Annotated in this window: 11 protein-coding genes, 4 tRNA genes and 2 rRNA genes (1 of these 17 running past the window's edge); all 17 read right to left on the bottom strand. The window is 55.5% G+C overall.

Annotated features, from left to right (window positions below; all coding sequences use genetic code 11):
- Window positions 1-57 precede the first annotated feature (57 nt).
- Window positions 58-4131: a DNA-directed RNA polymerase subunit beta gene (gene rpoB, locus HWV67_RS27070; protein ID WP_095160010.1), complete on the bottom strand. Its 4074-nt coding sequence runs from the start codon at window positions 4129-4131 to the stop codon at window positions 58-60.
- A 218-nt stretch (window positions 4132-4349) separates the two neighbouring features.
- On the bottom strand, window positions 4350-4715 hold the full coding sequence (rplL, locus tag HWV67_RS27065; protein WP_054916699.1) for a 50S ribosomal protein L7/L12: 366 nt from the start codon (window positions 4713-4715) through the stop codon (window positions 4350-4352).
- A 78-nt stretch (window positions 4716-4793) separates the two neighbouring features.
- Window positions 4794-5294 (bottom strand): 50S ribosomal protein L10, encoded by a 501-nt coding sequence (gene rplJ, locus HWV67_RS27060; protein WP_110973399.1) that lies wholly within the window; start codon window positions 5292-5294, stop codon window positions 4794-4796.
- Between the two features lie 200 nt (window positions 5295-5494).
- Window positions 5495-6190 carry a 50S ribosomal protein L1 gene (rplA, locus tag HWV67_RS27055; protein ID WP_095160012.1) on the bottom strand — a complete coding sequence of 232 codons (696 nt, stop codon included), beginning with the start codon at window positions 6188-6190 and terminating at the stop codon, window positions 5495-5497.
- Window positions 6190-6621 carry a 50S ribosomal protein L11 gene (gene rplK / locus HWV67_RS27050; protein WP_110973397.1) on the bottom strand — a complete coding sequence of 144 codons (432 nt, stop codon included), beginning with the start codon at window positions 6619-6621 and terminating at the stop codon, window positions 6190-6192. Before rplK ends, rplA begins: the two co-directional genes overlap by 1 nt.
- A gap of 118 nt (window positions 6622-6739) precedes the next feature.
- Window positions 6740-7273 (bottom strand): transcription termination/antitermination protein NusG, encoded by a 534-nt coding sequence (gene nusG, locus HWV67_RS27045; protein ID WP_095160014.1) that lies wholly within the window; start codon window positions 7271-7273, stop codon window positions 6740-6742.
- A gap of 9 nt (window positions 7274-7282) precedes the next feature.
- On the bottom strand, window positions 7283-7651 hold the full coding sequence (gene secE / locus HWV67_RS27040) for a preprotein translocase subunit SecE (protein WP_175653477.1): 369 nt from the start codon (window positions 7649-7651) through the stop codon (window positions 7283-7285).
- 45 nt (window positions 7652-7696) lie between these two features.
- Window positions 7697-7772 (bottom strand) — tRNA-Trp (locus HWV67_RS27035).
- 54 nt (window positions 7773-7826) lie between these two features.
- Complete coding sequence (gene tuf, locus HWV67_RS27030) at window positions 7827-9020, bottom strand: elongation factor Tu (protein WP_175653476.1); 1194 nt, start codon at window positions 9018-9020, stop codon at window positions 7827-7829.
- Window positions 9021-9104: 84 nt separating this feature from the next.
- Window positions 9105-9180 (bottom strand) — tRNA-Thr (locus HWV67_RS27025).
- Between the two features lie 28 nt (window positions 9181-9208).
- Window positions 9209-9282: transfer RNA gene (locus HWV67_RS27020), tRNA-Gly, on the bottom strand.
- A 23-nt stretch (window positions 9283-9305) separates the two neighbouring features.
- A tRNA-Tyr gene (locus HWV67_RS27015) sits at window positions 9306-9390 on the bottom strand.
- 144 nt (window positions 9391-9534) lie between these two features.
- A complete protein-coding gene (locus HWV67_RS27010; protein ID WP_110973502.1) occupies window positions 9535-9951 on the bottom strand; it encodes a hypothetical protein in 417 nt (138 codons plus the stop codon).
- 7 nt (window positions 9952-9958) lie between these two features.
- Window positions 9959-10702 (bottom strand): pantothenate kinase, encoded by a 744-nt coding sequence (locus tag HWV67_RS27005; protein ID WP_175653475.1) that lies wholly within the window; start codon window positions 10700-10702, stop codon window positions 9959-9961.
- Window positions 10692-11648 carry a bifunctional biotin--[acetyl-CoA-carboxylase] ligase/biotin operon repressor BirA gene (gene birA / locus HWV67_RS27000; RefSeq protein WP_175653474.1) on the bottom strand — a complete coding sequence of 319 codons (957 nt, stop codon included), beginning with the start codon at window positions 11646-11648 and terminating at the stop codon, window positions 10692-10694. The genes HWV67_RS27005 and birA overlap by 11 nt, the downstream gene beginning before the upstream one ends.
- 199 nt (window positions 11649-11847) lie before the next feature.
- Window positions 11848-11963 (bottom strand): 5S ribosomal RNA (gene rrf / locus HWV67_RS26995).
- Window positions 11964-12109: 146 nt separating this feature from the next.
- A 23S ribosomal RNA gene (locus tag HWV67_RS26990) occupies window positions 12110-14117 on the bottom strand (it continues 882 nt past the right edge of the window).

The raw sequence follows: 14117 nt of genomic DNA, 5'->3' as shown, positions 1-14117 counted from the left end.
CCTCCTGGCGGAGCAGGGAGCGGGCTTTTCAGCCACGCCCCCGATTCGCGTCACGTGTTATTCGGTTTCCAGATCGATATCGATACCGAGCGAACGGATCTCTTTGATCAACACGTTGAAGGACTCGGGCATGCCCGGCTCCATACGGTGATCGCCGTCCACGATGTTTTTGTACATCTTGGTCCGGCCGTTCACGTCGTCCGACTTCACTGTGAGCATTTCTTGCAGGGTGTATGCCGCGCCGTATGCTTCCAGCGCCCACACTTCCATCTCCCCGAAACGCTGACCACCGAACTGCGCCTTACCACCCAGCGGCTGCTGGGTAACCAGGCTGTAAGAACCAGTGGAACGCGCGTGCATCTTGTCGTCCACCAAGTGGTTCAGCTTGAGCATGTACATGTAACCAACGGTCACTGGACGCTCGAACTTGTTGCCGGTACGACCGTCGAACAGCACCATCTGGCCGCTCTCTGGCATGTCAGCCAGCTTGAGCATGGCCTTGATCTCGCTCTCTTTGGCACCGTCGAAGACCGGGGTGGCCATAGGCACGCCCTTCTTCAGGTTGCCAGCGAGCTCGAGGATCTCCTGGTCGGTAAATTCTTCCAGGTTTTCCTGACGACCGCCGATCTCGTTGTAGATCTCAGTCAGGAAGCCACGCAGTTCTGCGACCTTGCGCTGCTCTTCGAGCATGCGGTTGATCTTCTCGCCCAGACCTTTGGCTGCGAGGCCCAGGTGGGTTTCGAGGATCTGACCAACGTTCATACGCGAAGGTACGCCCAGCGGGTTCAGAACCACGTCGACCGGAGTACCGTCGGCGTCGTGCGGCATGTCTTCGACCGGCATGATCACGGAGACCACACCTTTGTTACCGTGACGACCGGCCATCTTGTCGCCCGGTTGAATGCGACGACGGATCGCCAGGTAGACCTTGACGATCTTCAGCACGCCTGGAGCCAGGTCATCGCCTTGCTGCAGTTTGCGCTTCTTGTCTTCGAACTTGTCGTCCAGCAGACGGCGGCGATCAACGATGTAGGCCTGAGCTTTTTCCAGCTGTTCGTTCAGCGCATCTTCAGCCATGCGCAGTTTGAACCACTGGCCGTGCTCCAGACCGTCCAGGACTTCGTTGGTGACCACGGTGCCTTTCTTCAGGCCCGCACCACCATCGACTACCTGACCGTTCAGCGCGGAACGCAGACGCTCGAAGGTTGCGCCTTCAACGATACGGAACTCTTCGTTCAGGTCCTTGCGGATCTCGTCCAGCTGCATCTTCTCGATGGACAGCGCACGGCTGTCGCGCTCGACGCCATCACGGGTGAAGACCTGTACGTCAATGACGGTACCCTTGGTGCCGGTCGGCACGCGCAGGGAGGTGTCTTTAACGTCGCTAGCCTTCTCACCGAAGATTGCGCGCAGCAGCTTCTCTTCCGGAGTCAGTTGGGTCTCGCCTTTTGGCGTGACTTTACCGACCAGGATGTCACCGGCGCCGACTTCGGCACCAACGTAGACGATACCGGCTTCGTCCAGCTTGTTCAGCGCAGCTTCACCCACGTTCGGGATGTCCGCGGTGATTTCCTCTGGGCCAAGCTTGGTGTCACGCGCCACACAGGTCAGTTCCTGGATGTGGATCGTGGTGAAGCGGTCTTCCTGAACAACACGCTCGGACAGGCAGATGGAGTCTTCGAAGTTGAAGCCGTTCCACGCCATGAACGCGATACGCATGTTCTGACCCAGTGCCAGTTCACCCATGTCGGTGGACGGGCCGTCGGCCATGATGTCGCTGCGCTTGACCACATCACCTTTGCTGACCAGCGGACGCTGGTTGATGCAGGTGTTCTGGTTCGAGCGGGTGTACTTGGTCAGGTTGTAGATGTCGACACCAGCTTCGCCGGTTTCAACTTCGTCATCTGCAACACGAACAACGATACGACTGGCATCAACGGAGTCGATCACGCCGCCACGACGGGCCACGACGCAAACGCCGGAGTCGCGAGCAACGTTACGCTCCATGCCGGTACCTACCAGCGGCTTGTCTGCACGCAGGGTTGGTACAGCCTGACGCTGCATGTTCGAACCCATCAACGCACGGTTGGCGTCGTCGTGCTCGAGGAACGGAATCAGCGACGCAGCAACCGAAACTACCTGCTTCGGCGAAACGTCCATCAGGGTCACATCTTCTGGTGCCTTGACGGTGAATTCGTTCAGGTGACGAACAGCTACCAGCTCATCGATCAGCTGCTTCTTCTCGTTCATCGCGGCCGAAGCCTGTGCGATGACGTGATCAGCTTCTTCGATCGCCGACAGGAACACGATCTCGTCGGTAACCACGCCCTCTTTAACCACACGGTACGGGCTTTCCAGGAAGCCGTACTGGTTGGTGCGAGCATAGGCCGCCAGGGAGTTGATCAGACCGATGTTCGGACCTTCAGGGGTCTCGATCGGGCAAACGCGACCGTAGTGAGTCGGGTGTACGTCACGGACTTCGAAGCCTGCGCGCTCACGAGTCAAACCACCAGGGCCGAGTGCAGAGACACGACGCTTGTGGGTAATCTCGGAAAGCGGGTTGTTCTGGTCCATGAACTGCGAGAGCTGGCTGGAGCCGAAGAACTCTTTGACCGCGGCTGCAACTGGCTTGGCGTTGATCAGGTCCTGAGGCATCAGGCCTTCACTTTCGGCCATCGACAGACGCTCTTTGACCGCGCGCTCAACACGCACCAGGCCAACGCGGAACTGGTTCTCGGCCATCTCGCCTACACAGCGAACACGACGGTTACCCAGGTGGTCGATGTCGTCGACGATGCCTTTGCCGTTACGGATGTCGACGAGAGTCTTCAGAACCTCGACGATATCTTCCTTGCTCAGCACGCCCGAACCTTCGATCTCGGTACGACCGATACGACGGTTGAACTTCATGCGGCCTACGGCAGACAGGTCGTAGCGCTCGGCACTGAAGAACAGGTTGTTGAACAGGGTTTCTGCGGCGTCCTTGGTTGGCGGCTCGCCAGGACGCATCATGCGATAGATCTCGACCAGCGCTTCCAGTTGGTTGCTGGTGGAGTCGATCTTCAGGGTATCCGAGACGAACGGACCGCAGTCGATGTCGTTGGTGTACAGCGTCTGGATGAGGACAACTTGAGCCTTGGCGATCTTGATCAGCAGCTCAGTGGTCAGCTCGACGTTGCACTCGGCAAGGATTTCGCCGGTAGCCGGGTGCACGATCGCCTTCGCGGTGGTGCGGCCCAGCAAGTACTCCATCGGCACTTCCAGTTGCTTGACGCCAGATTTTTCCAACTGGTTGATGTGGCGGGCAGTGATCCGACGACCTTGCTCGACAATGATCTTGCCGTTCTCGTCCTGGATGTCCATCACCGCGATTTCACCACGCAGGCGCTGAGGCACCAGCTCCAGGCTCAGCTTCTCGCCGGACACATGGAATACGTTGGTGGTGTAGAAGGCGTCCAGCACTTCTTCAGTGCTATAGCCCAGCGCACGCAGCAGCACCGACGCCGGCAGCTTGCGGCGACGGTCGATACGGACGAACACGCAGTCTTTCGGGTCGAACTCGAAGTCCAACCACGAACCGCGGTAAGGAATGATACGCGCGGAGTACAGCAGTTTGCCGGAGCTGTGAGTCTTGCCACGGTCGTGGTCGAAGAACACACCTGGCGAGCGGTGCAACTGGGAAACGATTACACGCTCGGTACCGTTGATAACGAAGGTACCGTTCTCAGTCATCAGGGGAATTTCACCCATGTAGACTTCTTGCTCTTTGATGTCCTTGATCGCTTTGTTCGACGATTCTTTGTCGAAAATGATCAGACGGACCTTTACCCGCAGCGGAACGGCATAGGTTACGCCACGCAGTACGCATTCTTTGACATCAAAGGCCGGTTCGCCCAGACGATAGCCAACGTACTCCAGGGCAGCATTGCCGGAGTAGCTGATGATCGGGAAAACCGATTTGAAGGCCGCATGCAGGCCCACGTCGCGGAACTGATCTTTGGTCGCTCCCGCTTGCAAGAATTCACGATACGAATCCAGCTGGATGGCCAGGAGGTAAGGCACATCCATGACGTCCGGCAACTTGCTAAAGTCCTTGCGGATACGTTTTTTCTCAGTGTATGAGTAAGCCATCAGCGTTCCCCAGCTTGGTCACCTGCTTGTTTGGCCCCCCCGGCGGGAGTAGCCAGAAAATCGTGCAAACCCCTTGGTTTGCGCCACCATCGTCGGTGGTTGCATCTCGTTATCGGCGCCGGCCTGACCGGCAGCCAATAACGGAAAAAGGCCGGTGGCAAGAGCCACCAGCCATCAGCCGTTTGCTTAACGCTTGGGCTGGAGTCGCAAAGTCGAAATTACTTAACTTCGACTTTAGCGCCTGCTTCTTCCAGCTTCTTCTTAGCGTCTTCAGCAGCTTCTTTCGAAACGCCTTCAGCTACGACTTGAGGAGCGGTGTCAACTTTCTCTTTGGCTTCTTTCAGGCCCAGACCGGTCAGTTCACGAACGGCCTTGATCACGTTGACTTTCTTCTCGCCGGCTTCAACCAGAACAACGTTGAACTCGGTTTGCTCTTCAACAACGGCAGCAGCAGCAGCTGGGCCAGCAGCGGCAACAGCAGCGGTAACGCCGAAGGTTTCTTCCATTGCTTTGATCAGCTCAACAACTTCCAGAACGGTTTTCTGGCCGATTGCTTCGATGATTTGTTCGTTAGTCAGAGACATGACTTGAATCCTGTATTGGGGTGACAGCCTACGCAGCCATCAAATTAAACGTATGATTTTGAAAGCGCTTTCGGTGCCTTAGGCAGCAGAAGCTTCTTTCTGGTCGCGAATGGCCGCCAGAGTACGAGCCAGCTTGCTGGTAGCGCCTTGAATCACGCTCATCAGCCTTGCAATGGCTTCGTCACGGGTCGGCAGCGATGCCAACACGTCGATCTCGTTTGCTGCGAGGTACTTGCCCTCGAACGCAGCTGCCTTGATCTCGAACTTGTCCTGACCCTTGGCAAACTCTTTGAACAGACGAGCAGCAGCGCCCGGGTGTTCGTTGGAGAAAGCAATCAGGGTCGGGCCGGTGAAGGCGTCGTTGAGGACACTGTATTCAGTGTCAGCAACAGCGCGCTTGAGCAGGGTGTTACGTACTACACGTACGTATACGCCAGCTTCACGAGCCTCTTTACGGAGTCCGGTCATTGCGCCTACAGTCACGCCACGGGCATCAGCCACGACAGCAGACAGAGCGACTTTGGCAGCCTCGTTGACTTCAGCGACGATGGCCTTCTTGTCTTCGAGTCTAATTGCCACGGGTTTAACTCCTGCTTGTTACCGTTTCATCTGGCCGAAGCCGGATGTCGTTTTGGTGTCTGATTCGGTAAGGAACCGGGAGCACCATCTGCGTAGGCTTTGGGTTTAAGGCTTGCGCCGCCTACGGTCTTGGATAGCCCCCGCCAGGCAGGGACCCCAATTTTTTCAACGATGGGGTGATTACTCACCCCGCCGTTTCATTACGCGTCCAGCGAGCTCTGATCGATGACCAGACCTGGGCCCATAGTGGTGCTCAGGGTAACGCGCTTGACGTAGATACCTTTCGAGGAAGCTGGCTTGATACGCTTCAGATCAGCGATCAGTGCTTCAACGTTTTCCTTCAGCTTGTCAGCTTCAAAGCCGACTTTGCCAACGGAGGTGTGGATGATGCCGTTTTTGTCGGTGCGATAACGAACCTGACCAGCCTTGGCGTTTTTGACAGCGCCAGCGACGTCTGGAGTCACGGTACCAACTTTCGGGTTAGGCATCAGGCCGCGAGGACCCAGAACCTGACCCAGTTGACCTACAACACGCATTGCGTCCGGGGAAGCAATAACGACGTCATAGTTCAGGTCGCCGGCTTTCATTTCGGCAGCCAGATCGTCCATACCTACACGGTCAGCGCCGGCAGCCAGAGCGGCTTCAGCAGCAGGACCCTGGGTGAAGACAGCTACGCGTACAGTCTTGCCAGTGCCGTGAGGCAGCACGGTAGCGCTACGAACGACCTGGTCGGATTTACGCGGGTCAACACCGAGGTTGACAGCAACGTCGACGGACTCGCTGAACTTTACAGTAGAGAGTTCAGCCAGCAGCTTTGCTGCGTCTTCGAAGTTGTAGGCTTTGCCCGCTTCTACTTTAGAAGCGATCGCCTTTTGACGCTTGGTCAGCTTAGCCATTACACACCCTCCACGTTGAGGCCCATGCTGCGAGCAGAACCGGCGATGGTACGCACGGCTGCATCCAGGTCAGCAGCGGTCAGATCGGCAGACTTGGTCTTGGCGATCTCTTCCAGCTGAGCACGGGTCACAGTACCCACCTTGACGGTGTTAGGGCGCGCAGAACCGCTGGACAGGCCGGCGGCCTTTTTCAGCAGAACCGAAGCAGGGGTGCTTTTGGTTTCGAAAGTGAAGCTGCGGTCGCTGTAAACGGTGATGATTACAGGGGTCGGCAGACCTGCTTCCTGACCCTGAGTACGGGCGTTGAAAGCCTTGCAGAACTCCATGATGTTCACGCCGTGCTGACCCAGAGCTGGACCGACGGGTGGACTTGGGTTGGCCTGGCCGGCCTTAACCTGCAGCTTGATGTAAGCCGTAATTTTCTTAGCCATGAGCTACTCCAATATCGGGTACAAGCGCCAAATGGCTCCCCGGTTTACTTGCGTTTTATCCCAGTGACGAAAAAACCCCGCAGCTCGCTGGCTGCGGGGTGTGGGATGCGTCGCTCAACTAGACCTTTTCGACCTGGCTGAACTCGAGCTCTACCGGAGTAGAGCGACCGAAAATGAGCACTGCAACCTGCAGACGGCTCTTCTCGTAGTTAACCTCTTCGACCGTACCGTTGAAGTCAGCAAACGGACCGTCGACAACACGAACCACTTCACCCGGCTCGAACAGAGTCTTCGGCTTCGGCTTGTCGCTGCCATCAGCAACGCGGCGCAGAATAGCCTCAGCTTCTTTATCGGTAATCGGGGCCGGCTTATCCGCCGTTCCGCCGATGAAGCCCATGACACGAGGGGTATCCTTGACCAAGTGCCAAGTCCCTTCGTTCATTTCCATCTGAACCAGCACGTAGCCAGGGAAGAATTTACGCTCGCTTTTGCGCTTCTGGCCATTACGCATTTCAACCACTTCTTCAGTGGGAACCAGAATCTCGCCGAAGCCTTCTTCCATACCAGCCAGCTTCACACGCTCAACCAGGGAGCGCATAACATGCTTCTCGTAGCCCGAGTAAGCATGCACAACATACCAACGCTTAGCCACAGGACACCCTTAGCCAACAATCAAGGAAATCAACCAGCCGAGCAGGGAGTCAAGCCCCCACAACAGCAGCGCCATGACCAGAACAACAGCCACTACAATAAGCGTGGTCTGCGTAGTCTCTTGGCGGGTTGGCCATACGACTTTACGAATCTCGGTGCGAGCTTCCTTAGCCAGCGCAAAGAACGACTTGCCCTTCACCGTCTGCAGCGCAACGAAGGCAGCAGCAGCAGCAAGGACGAGCAGGACGATTACGCGATACAGGACTGGAGAGGCTGAGTAATACTGATTACCCACAACGCCCACGACCACCAAAGCAACAACAGCAAGCCACTTGAGCAAATCAAAACGAGAGTCTTGGGCTTCAGACTTGGAAGTCATACGGAAAGGTCCTGTGAAAAGAAAGCCAGATGCACGAGGCGAATCTGGCAGGTCAGGAGGGAATCGAACCCCCAACCTACGGTTTTGGAGACCGTCGCTCTGCCAATTGAGCTACTGACCTAAAAGCTTAATCAGGCCGACCAATATACCGGCCTGATAGAGTTAAATCAACTACTTATTCGATTACTTTAGCTACGACGCCGGCGCCGACGGTACGACCGCCTTCACGGATAGCGAAGCGCAGACCATCTTCCATCGCGATGGTTTTGATCAGGGTAACAGTCATCTGAATGTTATCGCCTGGCATTACCATTTCAACGCCTTCTGGCAGCTCGCAGTTACCGGTCACGTCAGTAGTACGGAAGTAGAACTGTGGACGGTAGCCTTTGAAGAACGGAGTGTGACGACCGCCTTCTTCCTTGCTCAGAACGTAAACTTCTGCGGTGAACTTGGTGTGCGGCTTGACCGAACCTGGCTTGACCAGAACCTGGCCACGCTCAACGTCGTCACGCTTGGTGCCACGCAGCAGAACGCCGCAGTTCTCGCCAGCACGACCTTCGTCCAGCAGCTTGCGGAACATCTCAACACCAGTACAGGTAGTGGTGGTGGTGTCACGCAGGCCAACGATTTCCAGCGGATCCTGAACGCGGACGATACCACGCTCGATACGACCGGTAACAACGGTACCACGACCCGAGATCGAGAATACGTCTTCGATTGGCATCAGGAACGGCTTGTCGATAGCACGCTCAGGCTCTGGGATGTAGCTGTCCAGAGTCTCAACCAGCTTCTTGACAGCGGTGGTGCCCATTTCGTTGTCGTCTTTGCCTTCCAGCGCCATACGAGCCGAACCGATGATGATCGGAGTGTCGTCGCCTGGGAAGTCATAGGTGGACAGCAGGTCGCGAACTTCCATCTCGACCAGTTCCAGCAGCTCAGCGTCGTCTACCAGGTCAGCCTTGTTCAGGAAGACCACGATGTACGGAACGCCAACCTGACGGGACAGCAGGATGTGCTCACGGGTTTGTGGCATCGGACCATCGGCGGCCGAGCAAACCAAGATCGCGCCATCCATCTGGGCAGCACCGGTGATCATGTTCTTCACATAGTCAGCGTGACCTGGGCAGTCAACGTGAGCGTAGTGACGCACTGCCGAATCATATTCCACGTGCGCAGTGTTAATGGTGATACCACGAGCTTTCTCTTCCGGAGCGCTGTCGATCTTGTCGAACTCGACCTTGGCCGAACCGAAAACCTCGGAGCAGACACGAGTAAGCGCTGCAGTCAACGTAGTCTTGCCATGGTCAACGTGACCAATGGTACCAACGTTAACGTGCGGCTTATTACGCTCAAACTTTTCCTTAGCCATCGACACCATCCTCTAACAGAAGAATTTAGCTGTGATACCAACCATTAAAACAAAGGCAGATATTTTCATATCTGCCTTGTTATATGGAGCTCTTGAGCGGATTTGAACCGCTGACCTCACCCTTACCAAGGGTGTGCTCTACCAACTGAGCTACAAGAGCGAAACACATGTTGCAAAAACAGCAAACTTGGAGCGGGTAGCGGGAATCGAACCCGCATCATCAGCTTGGAAGGCTGAGGTTCTACCACTAAACTATACCCGCGGAGCTTGCGGCTCTCGCTAAAATGGTGGAGGGGGAAGGATTCGAACCTTCGAAGTCGTAGACGTCAGATTTACAGTCTGATCCCTTTGGCCGCTCGGGAACCCCTCCTGAGCTTGGTCGGCATTTTCTATCTTTGCCCACCTACTGTCAAGCTTTTTCTCTTTAAAATCTTGAGGTTAGCTATTTGACAGCTACTTCTTAGGTCAACCACTTAGTGGTTATCCCTGTGAAGCGGGCGCCATTCTATGCAAACTATTCGACGGTTGCAATACCCTCGCACTGCATTATTTTACTCTTTAAGTCTTTGAAATCGCGGGAAAGAGTCGCAACCAGGGTTTCATCCAGTAAACGCTGGCTCTCAGGCCTGACTTGAAGCCACCAACCCGGATTGTCAATTATCCTCCCCACCACTTTTCGGGATGAGATATCCAGGGCAGTCAACCGCTGCCGCAGCACCTCCAGCACTTCTGGCGTCTCCAGACCGCCGAGATACATGCACTGCTTTTCCGACTTGAGCTGCTCAGCCTCGCTCAAGAGACGGATATCCTGCTGGCTGCCCTTATAAAGAGAGAGCGACTCGACCTCTTTCGCCCTAAGCGGCGCTTCCTGCTGGTGCCAGATGTAATAGAAGACGTTCAGAACCAGGAATAAAAGAAACAGCCAACGCATACGCACCTCAGTCCAACGGACAAGCAATGGCAAGCCCAACAAAGACCAGATCGGGCACGATCCGAGCCAGCGGTGCCACCTGGTGCACCAGTGCCGCATCACCGCCCGTTATGAACAACGCGAAGTCATCCCCCCAAAGCCGATGCGCCTCCTGAAGCTGCGTCAGGACAAATCCCTGCAGCATCAAGGTGCAGCCACGCTCGACCGCCTCTACTGTAGAACGGCCCGGCTCAAGACATTCCAGCGCCTGCTGGGCCGAGGCACCGTCGTAGCGAATTCTACGAGTATGCGTGCGTAGCTGATTTCGCATCAAAGGCATGCCCGGACAAATGAATCCACCGAGATGCTCACCTGCAGCGGTGACAAAGTCCGAGGTGACAGCCGTCCCGAGATCAATGACTACACTGGCAGTCTTGGCGAGATGATAGCCACCCAGCAGTGCGAGCCAGCGGTCGAGCCCCAGGCGCTCATAGTCCACATAACCATTCCGAACACCAGCCAGGCTTTTCGCCGGAACAGCCTTCTTGACCGTCAAGCCGAATGCCGCGACCAGAGCCGACACCAGGAGCGACGTCTCTTCTTCACTACGCACACTCACCAAGCGGCAATGTTCTGGAGCCAGACCTGCCTCGCGAACAGCGAGGAGCAAGGCTTCGTCCGAGTCAACCACGCCACCAAGGAGAACCGCACCGCTCCCCTGAATAACGCGCCACTTGATAAAGCTATTCCCACAATCAAGCTCAAGAATCATCGCGCAACCTCAAGCTGAGTTCACCACCACTAAAGCTCTTTTCCACACCAGCAACCTGAAGGCGCAAAGCTCCCTGGCCATCAATACCCACCACAACCCCGTCGATACTGTTCACCCCAGCAACCAGCGACACAGCCCGACCCTGCCATAGGTGAGCCGCCTCCCACTCCTCTCGCATACTGGAAAAACCCTTCTCGCGGTGCCGGGCCAAATAGCGCTCGAGGTTATCGCAAAGCAATGCAGCCAAGGTGTTTCGGTCACTCATCCGCCCCGTCTCCAGGTTGACTGACGTCCAGGCCTGATCAACTTCCGCCTCGCGCATGTTGACGTTGATCCCGATGCCAAGCACGACATGACAGACGTCAGCAGGATCACCCACCAGCTCCAGAAGGATTCCGGCTATTTTACGATCATCTACCAGTACATCGTTTGGCCACTTCAAACCAGCCGACGCAACACCAATAGATAACAACGCCTGCCTGACCGCGAGCCCTACCACCAGACTGAGCCCTTCCAACTGGCGCATACCGCCCTCTATTCGCAAAACCAGGCTGAAATAGAGGTTTTCCGCAAACGGGCTTACCCAGGAACGACCACGACGCCCGCGGCCTGCGGTCTGCCGCTCGGCCAGCACCAGGAAGGGCGCGGCTTGCCCGGCAGCAATCAATCGCAATGCCTCGGCATTGGTCGAGTCGATTTCATCATGAATCAATACCGGCCAGCTAATTCCGGCCGACGCCTGAGCAATGCTTTCTGCATCCAGCAGCAACAAAGGCGTCGACAGCCGATAGCCCCGTCCCCGGACTTTGTAGACCGTCAGGTTCAACTCGGACTCCAGGAGCTGCAACTGTTTCCACACCGCGCTCCGACTCACCCCCAACGCCGCCCCCAAGGCTTCGCCCGAATGAAATCGACCATCTTTCAGGAGTTTTAACAACTTCAGCATGCCAATCTCGACTCACAATGAGGCAGGCATGATAGCCATGCACAAGGAGATTGCATAGAAAACAGAAGAGCACTAGATGGCGCAAAGAAGCAGCAAATGAAATGCGTACTCGGAACTGGGCAAATAGCAGTCCTGAGATAAAAAGCCGGAAAAGACAAAACCCCTACCTGCATACGCAGATAGGGGTTTCGGAATTTAATCTTGACGATGACCTACTCTCACATGGAGAAGCTCCACACTACCATCGGCGATGCATCGTTTCACTGCTGAGTTCGGGATGGGATCAGGTGGTTCCAATGCTCTATGGTCGTCAAGAAATTCTGTGTGCTCGTCCGCCTTTCGACGTCCGTGCAAATCGGGTATGTGATGTTTTGTGGGTTCACGAATTTTCGAGCGTTTCGTCTTCACCACCACAATTCGGTGCTCTGTCTCCAGAAGCAGTCAAATTGCTTGGGTGTTATATGGTCAAGCCTCACGGGCAATTAGTATTGGTTAGCTCAACGCCTCACAGCGCTTACACACCCAACCTATCAACGTCGTAGTCTTCGACGGCCCTTCAGGGAGCTCAAGGCTCCAGTGAGATCTCATCTTGAGGCAAGTTTCCCGCTTAGATGCTTTCAGCGGTTATCTCTTCCGAACATAGCTACCCGGCAATGCCACTGGCGTGACAACCGGAACACCAGAGGTTCGTCCACTCCGGTCCTCTCGTACTAGGAGCAGCCCCTCTCAAATCTCAAACGTCCACGGCAGATAGGGACCGAACTGTCTCACGACGTTCTAAACCCAGCTCGCGTACCACTTTAAATGGCGAACAGCCATACCCTTGGGACCGGCTTCAGCCCCAGGATGTGATGAGCCGACATCGAGGTGCCAAACACCGCCGTCGATATGAACTCTTGGGCGGTATCAGCCTGTTATCCCCGGAGTACCTTTTATCCGTTGAGCGATGGCCCTTCCATACAGAACCACCGGATCACTAAGACCTACTTTCGTACCTGCTCGACGTGTCTGTCTCGCAGTCAAGCGCGCTTTTGCCTTTATACTCTACGACCGATTTCCGACCGGTCTGAGCGCACCTTCGTACTCCTCCGTTACTCTTTAGGAGGAGACCGCCCCAGTCAAACTACCCACCATACACTGTCCTCGATCCGGATAACGGACCTGAGTTAGAACCTCAAAGTTGCCAGGGTGGTATTTCAAGGATGGCTCCACGCGAACTGGCGTCCACGCTTCAAAGCCTCCCACCTATCCTACACAAGCAAATTCAAAGTCCAGTGCAAAGCTATAGTAAAGGTTCACGGGGTCTTTCCGTCTAGCCGCGGATACACTGCATCTTCACAGCGATTTCAATTTCACTGAGTCTCGGGTGGAGACAGCGCCGCCATCGTTACGCCATTCGTGCAGGTCGGAACTTACCCGACAAGGAATTTCGCTACCTTAGGACCGTTATAGTTACGGCCGCCGTTTACCGGGGCTTCGATCAAGAGCTTCGCGTTAGCTAACCCCATCAATTAACCTTCCGGCACCGGGCAGGCGTCACACCCTATACGTCCACTTTCGTGTTTGCAGAGTGCTGTGTTTTTAATAAACAGTCGCAGCGGCCTGGTATCTTCGACCGGCATGGGCTTACGGAGCAAGTCCTTGACCCTCGCCGGCGCACCTTCTCCCGAAGTTACGGTGCCATTTTGCCTAGTTCCTTCACCCGAGTTCTCTCAAGCGCCTTGGTATTCTCTACCCAACCACCTGTGTCGGTTTGGGGTACGGTTCCTAGTTATCTGAAGCTTAGAAGCTTTTCTTGGAAGCATGGCATCAACCACTTCGCGCTCTAAGAGCGCTCGTCATCAGCTCTCGGCCTTAAGATCCCGGATTTACCTAAGATCTCAGCCTACCACCTTAAACTTGGACAACCAACGCCAAGCTGGCCTAGCCTTCTCCGTCCCTCCATCGCAATAACTAGAAGTACAGGAATATTAACCTGTTTTCCATCGACTACGCTTTTCAGCCTCGCCTTAGGGACCGACTAACCCTGCGTCGATTAACGTTGCGCAGGAAACCTTGGTCTTTCGGCGTGGGAGTTTTTCACTCCCATTGTCGTTACTCATGTCAGCATTCGCACTTCTGATACCTCCAGCAAGCTTCTCAACTCACCTTCACAGGCTTACAGAACGCTCCTCTACCGCATCACCTAAGTGATACCCGTAGCTTCGGTGTATGGTTTGAGCCCCGTTACATCTTCCGCGCAGGCCGACTCGACTAGTGAGCTATTACGCTTTCTTTAAAGGGTGGCTGCTTCTAAGCCAACCTCCTAGCTGTCTAAGCCTTCCCACATCGTTTCCCACTTAACCATAACTTTGGGACCTTAGCTGACGGTCTGGGTTGTTTCCCTTTTCACGACGGACGTTAGCACCCGCCGTGTGTCTCCCATGCTCGGCACTTGTAGGTATTCGGAGTTTGCATCGGTTTGGTAAG

The organism is Pseudomonas sp. Marseille-P9899, assembly GCF_903166565.1.
GTDB classification, from domain to species: Bacteria; Pseudomonadota; Gammaproteobacteria; order Pseudomonadales; family Pseudomonadaceae; genus Aquipseudomonas; species Aquipseudomonas huaxiensis.
Note: the sequence above shows the minus strand (reverse complement) of the source record. Positions and strands in the feature narration are given on the sequence as shown.

What these genes read in the sequence shown, in the direction of transcription:
- rpoB (WP_095160010.1), bottom strand. Translation starts at nt 4,131, where the DNA reads ATGGCTTACTCATACACTGAGAAAAAACGTATCCGCAAGGACTTTAGC.
- rplL (WP_054916699.1), bottom strand. Translation starts at nt 4,715, where the DNA reads ATGTCTCTGACTAACGAACAAATCATCGAAGCAATCGGCCAGAAAACC.
- rplA (WP_095160012.1), bottom strand. Translation starts at nt 6,190, where the DNA reads ATGGCTAAGCTGACCAAGCGTCAAAAGGCGATCGCTTCTAAAGTAGAA.
- rplK (WP_110973397.1), bottom strand. Translation starts at nt 6,621, where the DNA reads ATGGCTAAGAAAATTACGGCTTACATCAAGCTGCAGGTTAAGGCCGGC.
- secE (WP_175653477.1), bottom strand. Translation starts at nt 7,651, where the DNA reads ATGACTTCCAAGTCTGAAGCCCAAGACTCTCGTTTTGATTTGCTCAAG.
- tuf (WP_175653476.1), bottom strand. Translation starts at nt 9,020, where the DNA reads ATGGCTAAGGAAAAGTTTGAGCGTAATAAGCCGCACGTTAACGTTGGT.
- HWV67_RS27010 (WP_110973502.1), bottom strand. Translation starts at nt 9,951, where the DNA reads ATGCGTTGGCTGTTTCTTTTATTCCTGGTTCTGAACGTCTTCTATTAC.
- HWV67_RS27005 (WP_175653475.1), bottom strand. Translation starts at nt 10,702, where the DNA reads ATGATTCTTGAGCTTGATTGTGGGAATAGCTTTATCAAGTGGCGCGTT.
- birA (WP_175653474.1), bottom strand. Translation starts at nt 11,648, where the DNA reads ATGCTGAAGTTGTTAAAACTCCTGAAAGATGGTCGATTTCATTCGGGC.